This is a genomic window from Salmonella enterica subsp. arizonae (genome assembly GCF_008692845.1).
Lineage (GTDB): Bacteria > Pseudomonadota > Gammaproteobacteria > Enterobacterales > Enterobacteriaceae > Salmonella > Salmonella arizonae.
In genome coordinates this window covers 136,585-150,912 of sequence record NZ_VXJW01000003.1, presented here as the reverse complement: position 1 = coordinate 150,912, position 14,328 = coordinate 136,585, and the positions used below count along the sequence as shown (strand labels likewise).

6 protein-coding genes, 1 tRNA gene and 9 pseudogenes are annotated in these 14,328 nt (G+C 45.7%); 9 read left to right on the top strand and 7 right to left on the bottom strand.

Going from position 1 to position 14,328, the window contains the following annotated elements:
* Positions 1–284: 284 nt before the first annotated feature.
* Positions 285–1,205, bottom strand: coding sequence for a kdo(2)-lipid IV(A) palmitoleoyltransferase (lpxP, locus tag F4V61_RS07925; RefSeq protein WP_000484426.1), 921 nt, complete (start codon positions 1,203–1,205; stop codon positions 285–287).
* 580 nt (positions 1,206–1,785) lie between these two features.
* On the opposite strand from lpxP, the gene F4V61_RS07920 reads away from it, so the two are divergent.
* Positions 1,786–2,028, top strand: coding sequence for a YfdY family protein (locus F4V61_RS07920; protein ID WP_000639891.1), 243 nt, complete (start codon positions 1,786–1,788; stop codon positions 2,026–2,028).
* A 70-nt stretch (positions 2,029–2,098) separates the two neighbouring features.
* Here the strand turns inward: F4V61_RS07920 and pgtP are convergent.
* Positions 2,099–3,480, bottom strand: a pseudogene (pgtP, locus tag F4V61_RS07915) (phosphoglycerate transporter PgtP).
* A gap of 437 nt (positions 3,481–3,917) precedes the next feature.
* Here pgtP and pgtC point away from each other — a divergent pair.
* The 3 genes and pseudogenes from pgtC to pgtE form a co-directional block, all read left to right on the top strand.
* Positions 3,918–4,223 (top strand): annotated as a pseudogene (pgtC, locus tag F4V61_RS07910) (phosphoglycerate transport regulator PgtC); the annotation flags it as partial.
* Positions 4,214–5,134 (top strand): annotated as a pseudogene (locus tag F4V61_RS07905) (sigma-54-dependent transcriptional regulator); the annotation flags it as partial. The pseudogenes pgtC and F4V61_RS07905, both read left to right, overlap by 10 nt.
* A 265-nt stretch (positions 5,135–5,399) precedes the next feature.
* Complete coding sequence (pgtE, locus tag F4V61_RS07900; RefSeq protein ID WP_038395055.1) at positions 5,400–6,338, top strand: omptin family outer membrane protease PgtE; 939 nt, start codon at positions 5,400–5,402, stop codon at positions 6,336–6,338.
* Between the two features lie 173 nt (positions 6,339–6,511).
* Here the strand turns inward: pgtE and F4V61_RS07895 are convergent.
* Positions 6,512–7,639 (bottom strand): annotated as a pseudogene (locus tag F4V61_RS07895) (DUF3626 domain-containing protein).
* A gap of 605 nt (positions 7,640–8,244) precedes the next feature.
* Between F4V61_RS07895 and F4V61_RS07890 the strand changes: the two are divergent.
* The 3 genes and pseudogenes from F4V61_RS07890 to F4V61_RS07880 form a co-directional block, all read left to right on the top strand.
* A pseudogene (locus F4V61_RS07890) lies at positions 8,245–8,468 on the top strand (IS110 family transposase); the annotation flags it as partial.
* A gap of 21 nt (positions 8,469–8,489) precedes the next feature.
* Positions 8,490–8,806 (top strand): annotated as a pseudogene (locus F4V61_RS07885) (integrase core domain-containing protein); the annotation flags it as partial.
* A gap of 452 nt (positions 8,807–9,258) precedes the next feature.
* Positions 9,259–9,792 (top strand): LysR substrate-binding domain-containing protein, encoded by a 534-nt coding sequence (locus F4V61_RS07880; protein WP_349251640.1) that lies wholly within the window; start codon positions 9,259–9,261, stop codon positions 9,790–9,792.
* A gap of 4 nt (positions 9,793–9,796) precedes the next feature.
* Here F4V61_RS07880 and F4V61_RS07875 read toward each other — a convergent pair.
* Positions 9,797–10,417: pseudogene (locus F4V61_RS07875) on the bottom strand (sulfite exporter TauE/SafE family protein); the annotation flags it as partial.
* 284 nt (positions 10,418–10,701) lie between these two features.
* Here F4V61_RS07875 and F4V61_RS07870 point away from each other — a divergent pair.
* The gene (locus tag F4V61_RS07870) at positions 10,702–11,880 is read left to right on the top strand and encodes an SfnB family sulfur acquisition oxidoreductase (RefSeq protein ID WP_000839652.1); all 1,179 of its coding nucleotides are present in this window, start codon (positions 10,702–10,704) and stop codon (positions 11,878–11,880) included.
* 19 nt (positions 11,881–11,899) lie between these two features.
* On the opposite strand, the pseudogene F4V61_RS22815 reads toward F4V61_RS07870, so the two are convergent.
* Positions 11,900–12,034: pseudogene (locus F4V61_RS22815) on the bottom strand (IS3 family transposase); the annotation flags it as partial.
* On the opposite strand from F4V61_RS22815, the pseudogene F4V61_RS07860 reads away from it, so the two are divergent.
* Positions 11,994–12,422: pseudogene (locus F4V61_RS07860) on the top strand (SidA/IucD/PvdA family monooxygenase). The pseudogenes F4V61_RS22815 and F4V61_RS07860 sit on opposite strands and share 41 nt — an antisense overlap.
* A 759-nt stretch (positions 12,423–13,181) precedes the next feature.
* On the opposite strand, the gene F4V61_RS07850 reads toward F4V61_RS07860, so the two are convergent.
* A tRNA-Arg gene (locus F4V61_RS07850) sits at positions 13,182–13,256 on the bottom strand.
* 75 nt (positions 13,257–13,331) lie between these two features.
* Positions 13,332–14,273, bottom strand: a complete 942-nt coding sequence (locus tag F4V61_RS07845) for a formate/nitrite transporter family protein (protein WP_038395064.1) — start codon at positions 14,271–14,273, stop codon at positions 13,332–13,334.
* Positions 14,274–14,328 lie beyond the last annotated feature (55 nt).

Here is a 14,328-nt window from a genome sequence, read left to right as displayed (position 1 = left end):
CACCTCGGAATTCTGAGCTTCATCGCTCCAGACGGCGCTAATGTACGCCTAAAAATGAGGTGAGACAAGAGGGATTTTCCCATTTACTTTTAGTAACTTACAGGTGTCGTGAATCGGCGACAGTTTGATTTCTGGCAGTGATAAATCGCTATTGAGCGAAGCTGACGACGCATTAAAAACCTCCTGTAACCAGGAGGCATGGCGCTAAAAGTAGGGATAAGTAATTTACGATATGAATATCATGGCAATGCGGCATGACAAAATAAAAGGCCTTTCAGCCTTTTTTAGATATAGAGTGACGCTTCTCCCAGCGGGCGAGTCTTAAAACGGCGATGAATCCAAAGATATTGCTCCGGGGCGCGCATGATCTCTTTCTCAATAATTTTATTCATATAAGCAGCGGCTTGATTTTCATCTGCCGGGTAACCTTCCATTTCAGGGGTAATATACAGACGATAACCTGAGTTATCGGTTTTTCTCACCATCGTGACGGTCAACATAGCGGCGCCAGACAGCCTGGACAGTACATAAGTGCCGTTCGTGGTAGCGACGTTTTCAACAGCGAAAAACGGTGCAAAGGAGCTGCCTTTAGGGCCGTAGTCCTGGTCGGGAGCAAACCAAACGGCTTCTCCCTTTTTCAGCGCGCCCACAATGCCACGCAGGTTGTTTCTGCCGATCATCGCTTTATTTGAGCGCATACGGCCGCGCGTTTGCACCCACTCCATGAGCGGATTGTTATGCGGACGATAGGTGGCCATCATCGGCTGACAGAGACCCATCACCCGGCCTCCCAACTCCAGCGACATAAAATGCACGCCGACGACCATTACGCCGCGATTTTGTGCCTGCGCGCGGGTAAGGTTGTCCAGCCCGTCCACATCAAACCATTTTCGAACCCGGCTGTCAGGCCAGAACCAGGCCATGCCCGTTTCAAGCAGCGCCATGCCAAGAGAGTGAAAGTTCTCGGCGAGCAGTTTTTCCCTTTCTTCCCACGAGAGTGCCGGGAAGCAGAGTTCAATATTTTTCTGGGCAATCGACTCACGTCGCTTCAGAAAGGGGCGCGCCAGTTTTCCCGTGCGGGTTCCCAAAAAACGTAAAACAGGGTAGGGAAGTTGCACCAGTAACCAGAGGACGCCGACGCCAAACCACGTCAGCCAGTAGCGCGGATGCAAAAACGCGCGCGAAAATTTGCTTTGAGGAAACATAAAATACCTTCTGTAGATACGCAAATAATGTATCGCAGAAGAGTTATTATCCGCAGCGGTACACTCTGAAATACACGTCATCCTTCAGGCTGCCTCTGTGTAGGCTGCTGAGTTTACTCGTCTCATCCATGAGACTCGCCCTTAAGGGCCGCCTGAATCACTTACTTGAGAGAACTCGCTTGCCGCCTTGCTGCAACTTGAATGATTTTGTGTTTAGTTAGGCCATCATGTACGACAATGGTTCCTGTAAGGAGTGTAAAACTAAGTCAGTACTAAACCACGAGGGGCATGAATGCCAGGCAGGCTAATGTACCACCAGTTATTTACTCGCGCCCAGAAATTCTTTATCAAGAAGCGTAAATATTTCTTCGGTAACAAAAATAGATCGACAACTATTTTTAATCCTTTGTTTTTAAACTATTAATTTAATTTCAGACGAAGGTTATTGAAAGTGATTAGAAAAATAAAATGTGAGATAAATGTTATGGAAATGACTTACCGATAAGGTTTATCTTAAATGGGGAATGATAGGGACTGTAAGGCGATATGGAAGCCTTGCCATAGACAGGAGGTATTATAGATGATTTATTTATGGACATTTCTTGTAATAAGTATACTTGCCGTAAGTTGCTATATCGGTCAGGTGATGGGGGCTTTTTCTGCGGTTTCTTCTTTTACTGGAATGGTTATTCTTGTCGCACTGATTTATTTACTCAATGTATGGCTGCAAGATGGCGATGAAATTGGTAGCGGATTATTGCTTTTTCTCTCACCGGCATGCGGGTTAATCATTCGCTTTATGGTAGGGTACGGCAAGCGTTAGCATACATAGTGTCAGTAAATAGATAGCGCCGATAACGTCGGCGCTTATTTTCCCTGGGAAGGCTAATCGATTATTGCGCATCGGCAAGTTGCAGCGAATTCTGGTTATGTAACGCATGGCGCTGCCGCTCCAGTTCCAGCGCACCGCAATGGGAGAGATAACAGAACAGAATACAGCACACAATGCCGCCCATCAGCAGATAAAATCCGCCGTACCAGCCAAGTTTGTCCACCATCACGCCAAAGAGACTGGTGCCCAACGAGGCGCCGAAGATATAGCTCATAAACCCACGTAATCCGACGGCGGAGCCTACGGCGAAACTGGGGACTATCTCCATCGTCTGTACTGATGCCAGGAACTGCGGGACGTAAATCAGGCAGCCCACAATGGCGGCGAAAATCGTTACCATCAGTAAAGATTCACTTTTCCAGTATCCGATCAGACAGACAAATATCAGCGCCATACAAATCATAGCTAACGGCATTCTACGGCCTTTAAACAGTTTATCTGACAGCCAACCCGCCAGTAGCGTGGAGGGAATCGCCGCCCACTCGAAAAAGAGAAATGCGACGCTCATCTGTTCTTTTGAAAAATATTTTACCGTTAACAGATAGATAGGCAACCAGCTAATCATGCCAAATCGCACCATGTAAACGAAGACATCCACCAGCGAAATATACCAGGTATTTTTATTGCGCAGCACATAAGTACAGAATATTTGAAATGCGCTCATATTTTCTGGTGCTTTCGCTGTATTCTTCGTTTTCAGAATGATTTTTTCTTCTGGTATCATCTGTTCCAGTGAGGGAAGACCTTCTTCACGCGGCGAACCTTTTCCCAGGAGCAGAACGACTAAAGCAAAAATAACGGCGACACAGGCCGGAACGATATAACTGGCGCTTTGCCAGTGTTCGCTGCCTAATATAGCGAAAGCCGTACCGACGATAGGCGCGACAATTCCACCGCCAACGTTATGCGAGATATTCCAGAAAGCGCCTACGCGCCCGCGTTCCTGACGAGGGAACCAGTTTGCTATGATAATAAAAGAGGGGCGACGCGCATGCCCTGAAAAAGGCCATTGAAAACTACCAGAGCGGCAAATATCAAGAATGCGCCACTGAACCCCAATCCGACGTTAACAATCGCACAGAGTACCAGACCGCATGCCATAAAGACTTTCGGGCTGGCTTTATCTGCCAGGCTGCTCATCACGCCTTTGCTGATTCCGTAAGCAATAAGCATACAGCTACTCAGCAGGCCAATTTGCGTAGCGCTAAGATCCAGTTGTTCTTTTAAGTAAGGCGTCGATAAAGTGAAACTGTTTCTGACTATATAATAAGCGAGATATCCCAGAAATACGCTCAACAATGCCTGCATACGGTATCGTCCATACGTAGCCTGAACTTTTTCCGCTGGGACTTTATTCGCCGATCGCCCTTTTTTAATATTGATAACATGGAGTCACCTGTATTTTATAGTGAGATTAATATCAGGAGGTTTTGTTGGCAGAATGAAAGAGATGACAATAAAACTCAAGTCGTGAAAATGTGTCAAAATTGACTCAATTTGGTGAGTCTGGCGGCTATTTTTGACCCATCTTAAAGGTGAGGGGAGATTAATTATTGGCATAACCGTTTTATTGTTATCATGTGCGGATATTAACAAATTTGCTGCCAGTTATCTGATACGATTTATTAGTGCTTTCGGATGACAGACCCGTTATTATTCAAATAACGCTGTTCTGGATGCTAACAGAAATAAAAGGGTAAGTTTTGTCTCAAGGTTTTCTTTATGTGATGTCAATATTTATGAACGGGATCACAAATCGGCTTTTCTGTTGCTATGGTCGTTTCGCCAGAGTGGGTGGTTTTACGCTGTGGCTGGCTGCGATGCTTGTTTCTTGCCAGGCATACAGCCGCGAGCTGGTGATGGCGACGACGTTTTAACCCGGCGCGACCACATGGATTATCCAGCGTTGGCAGACGGAGCCGGGCTCCGTCATGATTCGTACTCTCAACCGCACCAGCGGCTCTTTAGAGCAATTACTTGATACAGCGAATGCGGAAAATGTCGATTTGATCCTGACCTCATCCCCCATGCTGTTGCAACACCTTCAGGAGCACCAAAAGCTGGCGCTATTTGATAGCGCGCCTGCCGCCAGCCAGAAGTTGGTGCCGCGTTCTATCCGCTCAACCTATTAATGTTAATTGAAGAAGCGCTACGCCAGCGCCGATCGGTCATTGCACGGCAGCAATATTGCCAGCAGACGTTACAGGTTGAACTGATTGGGCGCAGCGAGTGGATGAATCAATTTCGACATCGGTTAAAGCAGTTGGCGGAAACGGACATTGCCGTGTGGTTTTACGGTGAGCATGGAACCGGACGTATGACTGGCGCCCGCTATCTTCATCAACTGGGGCGTAACGCAAAAGGCCCGTTTGTACGCTATGAACTCACGCCGGATAATGCCGCGCAGCTAGAAGTATTTATCGACCAGGCGCAAGGAGGTACGCTGGTGTTGAGTCATCCTGAATATCTGACTCGCGAACAGCAGCACCATCTGGCGCGTCTACAAAGTCTGGAACATCGGCCTTTTCGTCTGGTAGGCGTTGGCAGCGCTTCGCTGTTGGGGCAGGCGGCAGCTAATCATATTGCGGCCGAGCTATCTTACTGTTTTGCCATGACCCAAATCGCCTGCCAGTCTCTTTCTCAGCGGCCGGATGATATTGAGCCGTTATTCCGCCATTATCTTTGAAAAGCCAGTCTGCGGCTGGATCATCCAGTGCCGGAAATAGCGGGGGAATTACTGAAAGGAATAATGCGACGCGCCTGGCCAAGCAATGTGCGCGAACTGGCCAATGCGGCAGAACTTTTTGCTGTCGGCGTGCTACCGCTGGCGGAAACGGTCAACCCACAGTTGCTCCTTCAGGAGCCACCCCCGCTTGACCGGCGCGTTGAAGAGTATGAGCGACAAATTATTACCGAAGCATTAAATATTCATCAGGGGCGGATGAATGAAGTAGCGGAATACCTGCAAATTCCCCGTAAAAAACTTTATCTGCGCATGAAAAAATATGGTTTAAGTAGAGGACATTATAAATTCTGACATCACAGTTGCGTTCAATCTGGCTGGCAGCACTGGCAGCAATGACGTTAGCCACATAACGAGAATCACCACACAGGTAAGCCCTCTCATTCTTATTATAGGCTCCTTATTATTCATTAGATTATCGAATCCTGTTTCTTAACTTAAATATACGGTAAAAATGCGTCAAGTTTTCTGGCGGAACAAATGTACTCTTGTCCGGCGATTTGACAAGATAAAACTTCATCACCTCTCCAGATTATATCTGAATATTAGGGTAAGAGAAATGAAAAAACATGTTATTGCAGTAATGATAATCACCGTATTTTCTGAGTCGGTTTATGCGGAGTCTACCTTATTTATTCCGGATTTCTCTCCTGATAGCGTCACGACGTCCCTTTCCGCGGGAGTGTTAAATGGTAAATCCAGGGAACTGGTTTATGACATTGATACCGGGCGGAAACTTAGTCAACTGGACTGGAAAATAAAAAATGTCGCCATTTTGCAGGGGGATTTATCATGGGATCCCTATTCGTTCGTGACGCTAAATGCCCGCGGCTGGACTTCTTTGGCGTCGGGGTCGGGTCATATGGTTGACCGCGACTGGATGAACAGCGAGCAGTCAGGCTGGACCGATCGTTCAATTCATCCGGACACCAGTGTCAACCATGCTAATGAATATGATTTGAATGTAAAAGGCTGGTTATTGCAGGGAGATAACTTCAAGGCTGGCGTAACAGCGGGTTATCAGGAAACCCGTTTTAGCTGGACGGCAAGAGGTGGGTCTTATAGTTATGATAATGGCCAATATATTGGTAACTTTCCTCCGGGCAAACGCGTCATAGGTTATAGCCAGCGTTTCGAAATGCCCTATATCGGACTGGCGGGTCATTATCGTATTAATGATTTTGAGGGTAATGTAATGTTTAAATACAGCGACTGGGTACATGCGCATGATAATGACGAACACTACATGCGCAAACTTACTTTTCGTGAAAAAACGGGAAGTTCGAGATATTATGGAGCCTCTGTTAACGCAGGATATTATATTACAAATAATGCAAAAATTTTTGCGGAATTTGCTTACAGTAAATATGAAGAAGGCAAGGGGGGTACGCAAATCATAGATAAAACCAGCGGTGATTCGGAGTATTTTGGTGGCGATGTCGCAGGTATCGCTAATAATAACTATACGGTTACTGCGGGGCTTCAGTACCGCTTCTAGACCACAGAGGGATGTCATCGGTCAAAACAGGCCGATGACCACTCTTTGCGAACCTGCAAATCAGGCAAAAGAAATTGCTCTTAGGCGGCATTGGATATCACGAGAAACCCATATATCAGATCTGTACACGGCCAAAACAATTTAAAGTTTCTTTAAATAACCTTATAACGAGTTTATTGATATAGTATTATGCAATTTTCATTAAGCGTTTGGTTTATTTGTTTTGCATAATCATCCAGTTGATTTTTCGAATAAGAGCTTTCTTTCATATATAAATGAGCGTATTTTATGTCTCTAAATAAATATACGTCACCAGGAATGTGAGCCTCTATATAATTTCCTTCATAACCCGTACCATAATTAGAATGAGCTGAAAATTTTTCACCCTTAGCCATTTTAACTAAGCTCTTAAAGCAATTATAACCGAACAAATCATCTTGACAGAATGCAATGAGTTTCTCCATATGCCAGAATGTAGATAATTTACTGGTATCCAGACCAAATCTGTGACCGTAGATATCAAAAGGTGAGAATGTACAATTTGTTTTGACATTATCATTTAGTTCAAAAAATGACTTCCCATAAGAGCTGGCTCCTCCATGCGCTCTCTTTCAGAAAGTCCAGTGCGGCATAAATTGGTCTGCTTGTAGGGCTAAAATTTCTATTTTGAGGAGTATATGCTAAGGAAAAATCTCCTGTCTGACCATATGGGGCATAAGGTGAATCTGCAAGCTTCCCCAGCTCAAATGTTTTAGTTTCAACTGAATTACGTCCGACGTTATAAGCAGGTAAATTTCCTGGTCTGCAACCTATAGCATGAGAGTTTAGATATTGTTTATTTTTTAAGAGAGAGACAAAGTCAATTTTTGCGGCATTAAAATTTATTGTCAGTCGGGCATTTTGTAAAATATCCACCATCTTGTTTAACAAGCTAACGCAATCTATTTCTGCGCCACACTCACGGCTTACCCGCCTTAATGCTTTTCTCTTATTAAGTCAGCGTCACGCTGATAGATGGAATTAATATGTGCAAGTACTTGTTTTCCAAAAAGACGACCATACACCTTTTTACGTTCTTCATTGCTGAGACCGCAAAATTCCTCTTCAAAAGAAAGCCTGTACGCTGCGCTAACAGAACCACTCACCGTTCTGCTTTCTGGAAATGCTGGAACATCTTCAACAACATTTTTAACATGCTGAATGACTGAAGATAGAGAGATACATCCGGCATTTTCTGCCTTATCTGTTTCCGGATATTGCGGAACCTTTGCACTTGTACTGTAGAAAATAGGTTTGAGCATATGTCTCCTGAATTACAAATACTATAGCATAACATGTATATCACTTTCGAAAAACGCACTCTTTATTACAATTCTTAACTTTCTTTTATGTAATAAGTCTACATTTTAGCATTTTTCCGTTCAATAACAGCCTTGTAAAAGTACAAATAAAAGATACTAATATTTTCATAAAAATACTTAAGTTGCCCAGTATTGCTGGTTAATAAATCATAACTTTTTATTAAAACATTATCATAACAATAAACTCCGCGAGATACTTTCAAAAAATTCCCAAACTGCACATCATAAAGAAAACCATTGTAATCGAATTTTTTCATAACAAATTATTTGTTTGATCATGTAAATAGTAACATTAGGTATGAAAGTTACTTTGTTTTTGTATAAGGATTGAGCATCATCAAGATTGGTAGCTATCAACCTTTCAGAGGTATGTGTCAGATCAAGATGCGACTCATACAGATAAGTGACGGGCAAAGAAAACCCGGCACAGTGGCCGGGTAGGTCATATCATTCATTTTCATCAAGAAGATCGCTCTAAGTTTCTGGTGATGGGAATGCCCTGTTGAACGCTCTGTCAAATTCAACTTTATTCCTGGAGCTCGCAAGGATATCGGCTTAACCTGGGAGGAGATCGTGCTGCGAATAGTGCACTGCACATCATCGCCATCGGACGCCTGCAAGCTGACGAAAAACAAAGGAATATGTCGCCAGACGAATAGCCGAAGGGCATACGAAAATGGAAGCAATACGCTGTCGGAAGCGATATATCTCACGCGAAGTTTATACATTGCTGCGCAATCAAAACAGGCAGGTCAACACAGTCTCCTGATAACAACTTGACTCTTAGAAGAGCGTTCAGGGTAGTCACTATACAAGCAGGCAGTTCCGGCAGTTACTGTGGCGTTACCGGATCAAGCAGAGAGTATGAGCCGACGCGGAAACTGTTGGGATAACAGCCTGATGGACCGCTTCTTCAGGAGTCTGAAAAACGAGTGGATGCCAGTGACAGGTTATATAAACTTTAGCGAAGCAGCTCATGCGATCACAAACATTATCGTCGGGTACTACAGCTCGCTAAGGCCGCATGAATATAACGGTGGGTTGCCTCCAAACGAATCGGAATACCGATACTGGAAAAACTCTAAAGCGGTGGCCAGTTTTCGTTGACCACTACAATACTACCGACGGTAACGATAAGGTGAAGTCAGTGGGTGTAAGAGCACCGGAATATTTGAGAAGGATTTGCTGGAAAGATTACGTAAATCGTTTGAGAAACAGCGTAAAAAAAACCCGCAGGATGGAATCGGAAGTACCTGCGGGGGTGTTTAATAAAGTCCAAAAGTGTCTTGCAAGGGATAGCACAGATACATACATCCCGTTCATAGTACCTAAGAAAGAAGACTTCATGTATCAACACAGCGTAACCAGACGCTAAAAAATTTTTCACGTCATGTTAACCTGTTGAATTTACTTTCAGCCGTTTACTCGCATCACTTGTAGTGGCATAACCTTATGCCAGTAAGTGGGGAAAATAAGACTGGCAGCCACTAAAAGATGAACCATCAGCCTTATAGCAAAAAGAGCCTTTATGGCGGCGGACTGATGGAAAGACATCGGTTATTTCCATTACTGTTAAAGAGATGCTGAGTTACGACATTGTCGCGGCAGTTAAGAATCAAATGGCGAATTTAGGCATCGTAGCTGACTCGACTCAGTTGAACGGACTGGCCTCGCTCCCTTTTAGTTATGACGAACTGGTGGTGTTTGCGCCGGCAAAAGGCCGTTGGCATGATACCGAAAGCACGACGTTTGAAGAGATCGTCGCGGCAGAGTTCATCGGATTGTTCGAAGGTAGCGCGCTTCAGGAGCATATTGAAGATCACGCCAAAAAGTTGGGGCGCCGCCTTAACTACCGTGTCCGTATGACCACGTTTGATGCCATGATGCAGATCGTTAGCAGCGGCGTCGGTATCGCGATTATTCCGAAGCATGCCGCTGAGCGTTATTGTCATCACCATAGCTACAAAATCATCCGCCTGTCAGAGCGTTGGGCTGACCGTAAACTGATTTTCTGCGCGCGGGATTTCGCCGATCTTCCCGATTACACCAAGGAAGTTGTGGATTTCCTGGCGCAACCCCCGGTCGACTCATAGTCGTTATTTTAACGCCATATAAGCGCCTGGCAATTGTAGGGATTAAGGCAATGGCGGATAAATAATAGTCAACGTGATCCAGCTTGCTGCCCAATGACAAACGCATCGCCAGTGCGATGGTTGAAGCCGTAACGCCAGTCCGAGCGCCTGGACAAGATCGTTTTTATTTAGCTGAAGCGATTGCAGGTAGGGCGCCGCCGGAATAATGAAAACGCCGGTTGCAGCGGTAATGGCGCCAGTAATATAACTCACCAGTGGTGAAAGCCATTTCTCGGCTTCATCCGGGGACGGGAACTTCGTGGCAATAAGCCCCCCACAGACCATACATAATAAGCATGATACCCAGCACCGCTTCAGTCCATGAGGATGTAGAGGTTAAACCGGGTAACACGCTGAATAATGTGCCAATGAAAATCCCTGCGATAAACCCCCATAATCTTTTGATTAAACTAAGAAATGCAGGGCCGGTAAAGAGTTGCCATATATTCGTCACCAGAGAGGGAATAATCAACAAACTGGCTGCGCTGGCCGGCGCCATAACGACGGTTAATAAACCCATGGATATCGTCGGCAGCCCCAGCCCGATCACACCTTTCACTATTCCGGCCAATAGGAATACGGACATAATGGTAAGCACTTGATTCCCCTGTTATATGACACCGAAGTTTATTTCTTTGATGGCAGGGATATTAAGTAGAGTAATAATGCCTGTATATGAGTTTTTTGTTGAAAGTATATCAAGGAAAAACTGATTTTAATTTTTATCGTGATATGCGTAAATACATGGCGTAACAGAAAATAACTTGATCAGGATTTTCATTAGGATATCAGCGGAAATAACTAAGTAAAATATATTATTAACGATTAATATATATATGCTGAAAAGCAACCACGCCGGAGTCATGTGCTATGAAATCGATGATAAGCCCACAGTTATCCAAGTTGTTGTCTGATGCTAATGATATTGCACAATGGTTACGACACAGCGCATCTGAGCGGGATCAGACCCGTCATATCAGCACGGAGCAGGTGGATGCCTACGCGTCATCCGGACTCTGGGCTGTGACGGTACCCAAGGAGTATGGCGGTCCTGATTTGGGTTATAAAGTGCTCAGTCAGATAACGCGCCTTATTGCGGCGGCCGACCCCTCAATAGCGCAAATTCCCCGCGGCCATTTTCATATTATTGATCTCCTCAAGGCCGTAGCTCTTCCTTCCCAGAAAATGTTTTTCTTTCGTGAAATCCTGGCGGGTAAAAAATTCGCTCAGGCAGCATCGGAAATCGGCGGTAAAAATGTAGCTGATATTCAGACGATGCTGACGCAGGAAAGAGGAGGCTGGCGACTGAACGGCAAGAAGTATTATGCGACGGGCTGCATACACGCGGACTGGATAGGCATTGTTGCCAAAGATGACATCGGCGTATTTATGCATGCATTTGTCCCGAAAGATGCGCCGGGTATGGATATAAAGGCGGACTGGTCGGGCTTTGGGCAAAAAGTGACGGCAAGCGGTACCGTGCTGTTGAATGATGTCGTGGTAAATGAAGAACATATCATTCCGTTTACCGAAGCATTTCTTGATGTCCATCCGATAGGTGCTGTCTCACAGTTGATCCATGCATCAATTGATATCGGGATTGCTAGGGAATCTATTGATGAGACGATAAAATATATCAGGCAAACGGCCCGCCCATGGATTGACAGCGGTGTGGAACAGGCGAGTGATGACCCCTATCTTATTTCGGGAGTTGGCGATCTCGAAATTCGTTATGCCGCCGCTGTTGCGATGCTGGATCAGGTAGCCGGAGAACTGGATGAAACAGTAATCAGCACCGACGCCGATCTTGCCCGGCTTTCCGTGCGCGTGGGGATTGCAAAAGTACTGGCAAACGACATTGCGTTATTGGCCAGTAATAAGCTTTTTGAATTTGCCGGAACCAGTTCAACCCGGGAATCACTTAACTTGCACCGCCACTGGCGTAATGCGCGCACGCATACGCTGCATGATCCGGTGCGCTGGAAGGTTAATGCCATCGGCCAGTACTATTTAAACGGCGTTTATCCCAAACGGCACAATTACATTTAGCGACTTTGCTTTACCCGGCATAAGGTTGTGACTCGTAAAGGCAGAGTTCACCTGCGGCGGCTGTAACGCCAATATGTTCGGCCAGTTTCAAGGCTTCCTGGCGCAGTTCAGGTGTGTGCGGCTTACCGCTTCTGGGTAGTTCGCAGCTCCACATCAGCCAGTATATTAAGAAAAACCACAATACCGCAGGGAAGCAGGTGGTGGTTGTCGGCGGTGGTCAGTCCGGGGCTGAGGTATTTCTTGAGCTGTCGTCGAAACCAGCTAGCGAGCGACCGGAACGAATTACCTGACTGTTGCGGCGGCGTAGCTTTTTCCCGATTGATGACTCTACGTTCACCAACGATTTTTATATGCCTTGCTATTCGGAATATTTCAGTAAACTGCTTTTGCACCTGTGTCAAAAAAACAACCGGGAGAATATATTAACATCCGACGGTATTTCTGGGGCAATGTTACGGGCAATTAATCAGAAGCTCTATTGCCTCCAGTTTATTACGCTAAGTGAACTTGAATTCGATTTAATGAAACCGTTCGGTAAGTAATGTAGTACAGACACCGTCAGGACGTTGTCGGGTTCATTATAAACATCCGGACGTTGAACGGGCAGAACATATAGAGGCTGATGTTATTATTTGGGCAATCGATTATGTGGCGGCAGAGAAAAACTTCCTGAATGGTCTGAAAGAACGGATTCATTATGAAAATGACGTATTCGTTATTGATGATGATTTTGCGATCGTATGGGTTGGCCCTCGCTAAAATAATTTCTTCGTGTAAAACGCAGTGCGCGATCAGCGCGGGCCGACAATGGCGACATTCGGCGTGAACGTACCGTGGCGGCAGCGGTGATGTTGCCAGCGCAGGGGATAATGCTGGTACGGCCGGGGAATCCGGCCGCGAATCGGACCCAATATTTCCCATTCTCTGGTTAATCAATACTATTGAGGGCAAGCCTGTGTCAAAACATCTTCACTCTTACCTGGTTGCGTTGACATGAACCGGCAACCGGGGGAGAAGGAACGACGAGCTATGAAGCCTACGGGCGTGAGTATGACATTCCGGGGAACACCGGCAAAGTGATGAAGGGCTCGGCGGATCCGCAGTTTCCGGGCGAGCCTGCTTTCCAGGCTATTATGGCATCCGTGGCCTCACTTTCGCTGAACAGAATAAGCCCCCTATAAGGCCCCATATACGTATCGTTTTACGTTGAAATGGGTAGATGCCGATTGACATGAAATTGTTGCTTCTTTGGTTATGCTGCTGATTATTATAGGTTTTTATTTATTCTGGTAGACTGCGAGTGGTGTCCCCTGCAGGAATCGAACCTGCAACTAGCCCTTAGGAGGGGCTCGTTATATCCATTTAACTAAGAGGACAGTGCGGTGCCAGTATAGCGTTTTTTGTTTGTCGGAGTAAGTGTAGCGCCGCCTGACTGGTTAAACCGTCGCCATTTAGCTCTGTTTTTCCTCTTTTTTCCGCGCTTTTTCTATGCGTTCGCCGCGTAGACGGGCTTCTTCCTTGCGCTTATTGCTCATATCGTTGCGGATTTGTGCGTGGCTCATCAACGCGAAAATAAAGGTACCGCCGCAAATATTTCCGGCGAGAGTAGGCAGGGCGAAGGGCCAGATAAAATCGCGCCACGGCAGTGTGCCATTGAAAACCAGATAAAGAATTTCAACAGACCCAACGACGATATGCGTGGTATCGCCCAGCGCGATAAGCCAGGTCATCAAAATAATGACCACAATCTTTGCCCCGCCTGCGGCAGGAAACATCCATACCATTGTGGCGATGATCCAGCCAGAGATAATCGCGTTGGCAAACATCTCCGTTGGACTATTTTTCATGACCTCCATACCAATTTTGACAAAGGCGTCGCGGGTTTCTTCATTAAAGATAGGCATATATTCAAAAGCCCACGCCGCGACCCCGGTGCCAATAAGGTTGCCCAATAAGACCACCCCCCATAAGCGCATCAGAAGGCCAACGTTACTCAATGTGGGATTTTGCATTACCGGCAGTACGGCGGTAACGGTATTTTCAGTAAATAATTGCTGGCGAGCCATGATGACAATGATAAAACCAAAGGTATAGCCGAGATTTTCCAGTAAAAAACCGCCGGGAACGCCTGCAAGTTGTACGTGGAAAATCCCTTTCGCCAGTAGTGATGCCCCCATAGAAAGTCCTGCGGCAATGGCTGACCACAACAAGGCCATCGCATCGCGTTCCATCTCTTTTTCACCATCCTGGCGAATATGTTCATGAATCGCCATGGCGCGGGAAGGAAGGCGATCTTCATCCACTTCTATCTCTTTACCGCTTTGTTTTTCTTCGCTTTCAACTTCCAGGTCACTACTGTGCTGTTTTATTTTGTCGTTGTTAAGGCTATCCATGATGATTCCTTATATTTCACACATATTAATAAAGCGTAGCGGCTTTTCATTTTCC

Excerpts from the sequence above, each read along its gene's own strand:
- lpxP (WP_000484426.1), bottom strand. The coding sequence starts at position 1,205 with ATGTTTCCTCAAAGCAAATTTTCGCGCGCGTTTTTGCATCCGCGCTAC.
- F4V61_RS07920 (WP_000639891.1), top strand. The coding sequence starts at position 1,786 with ATGATTTATTTATGGACATTTCTTGTAATAAGTATACTTGCCGTAAGT.
- pgtE (WP_038395055.1), top strand. The coding sequence starts at position 5,400 with ATGAAAAAACATGTTATTGCAGTAATGATAATCACCGTATTTTCTGAG.
- F4V61_RS07870 (WP_000839652.1), top strand. The coding sequence starts at position 10,702 with ATGAAATCGATGATAAGCCCACAGTTATCCAAGTTGTTGTCTGATGCT.
- F4V61_RS07845 (WP_038395064.1), bottom strand. The coding sequence starts at position 14,273 with ATGGATAGCCTTAACAACGACAAAATAAAACAGCACAGTAGTGACCTG.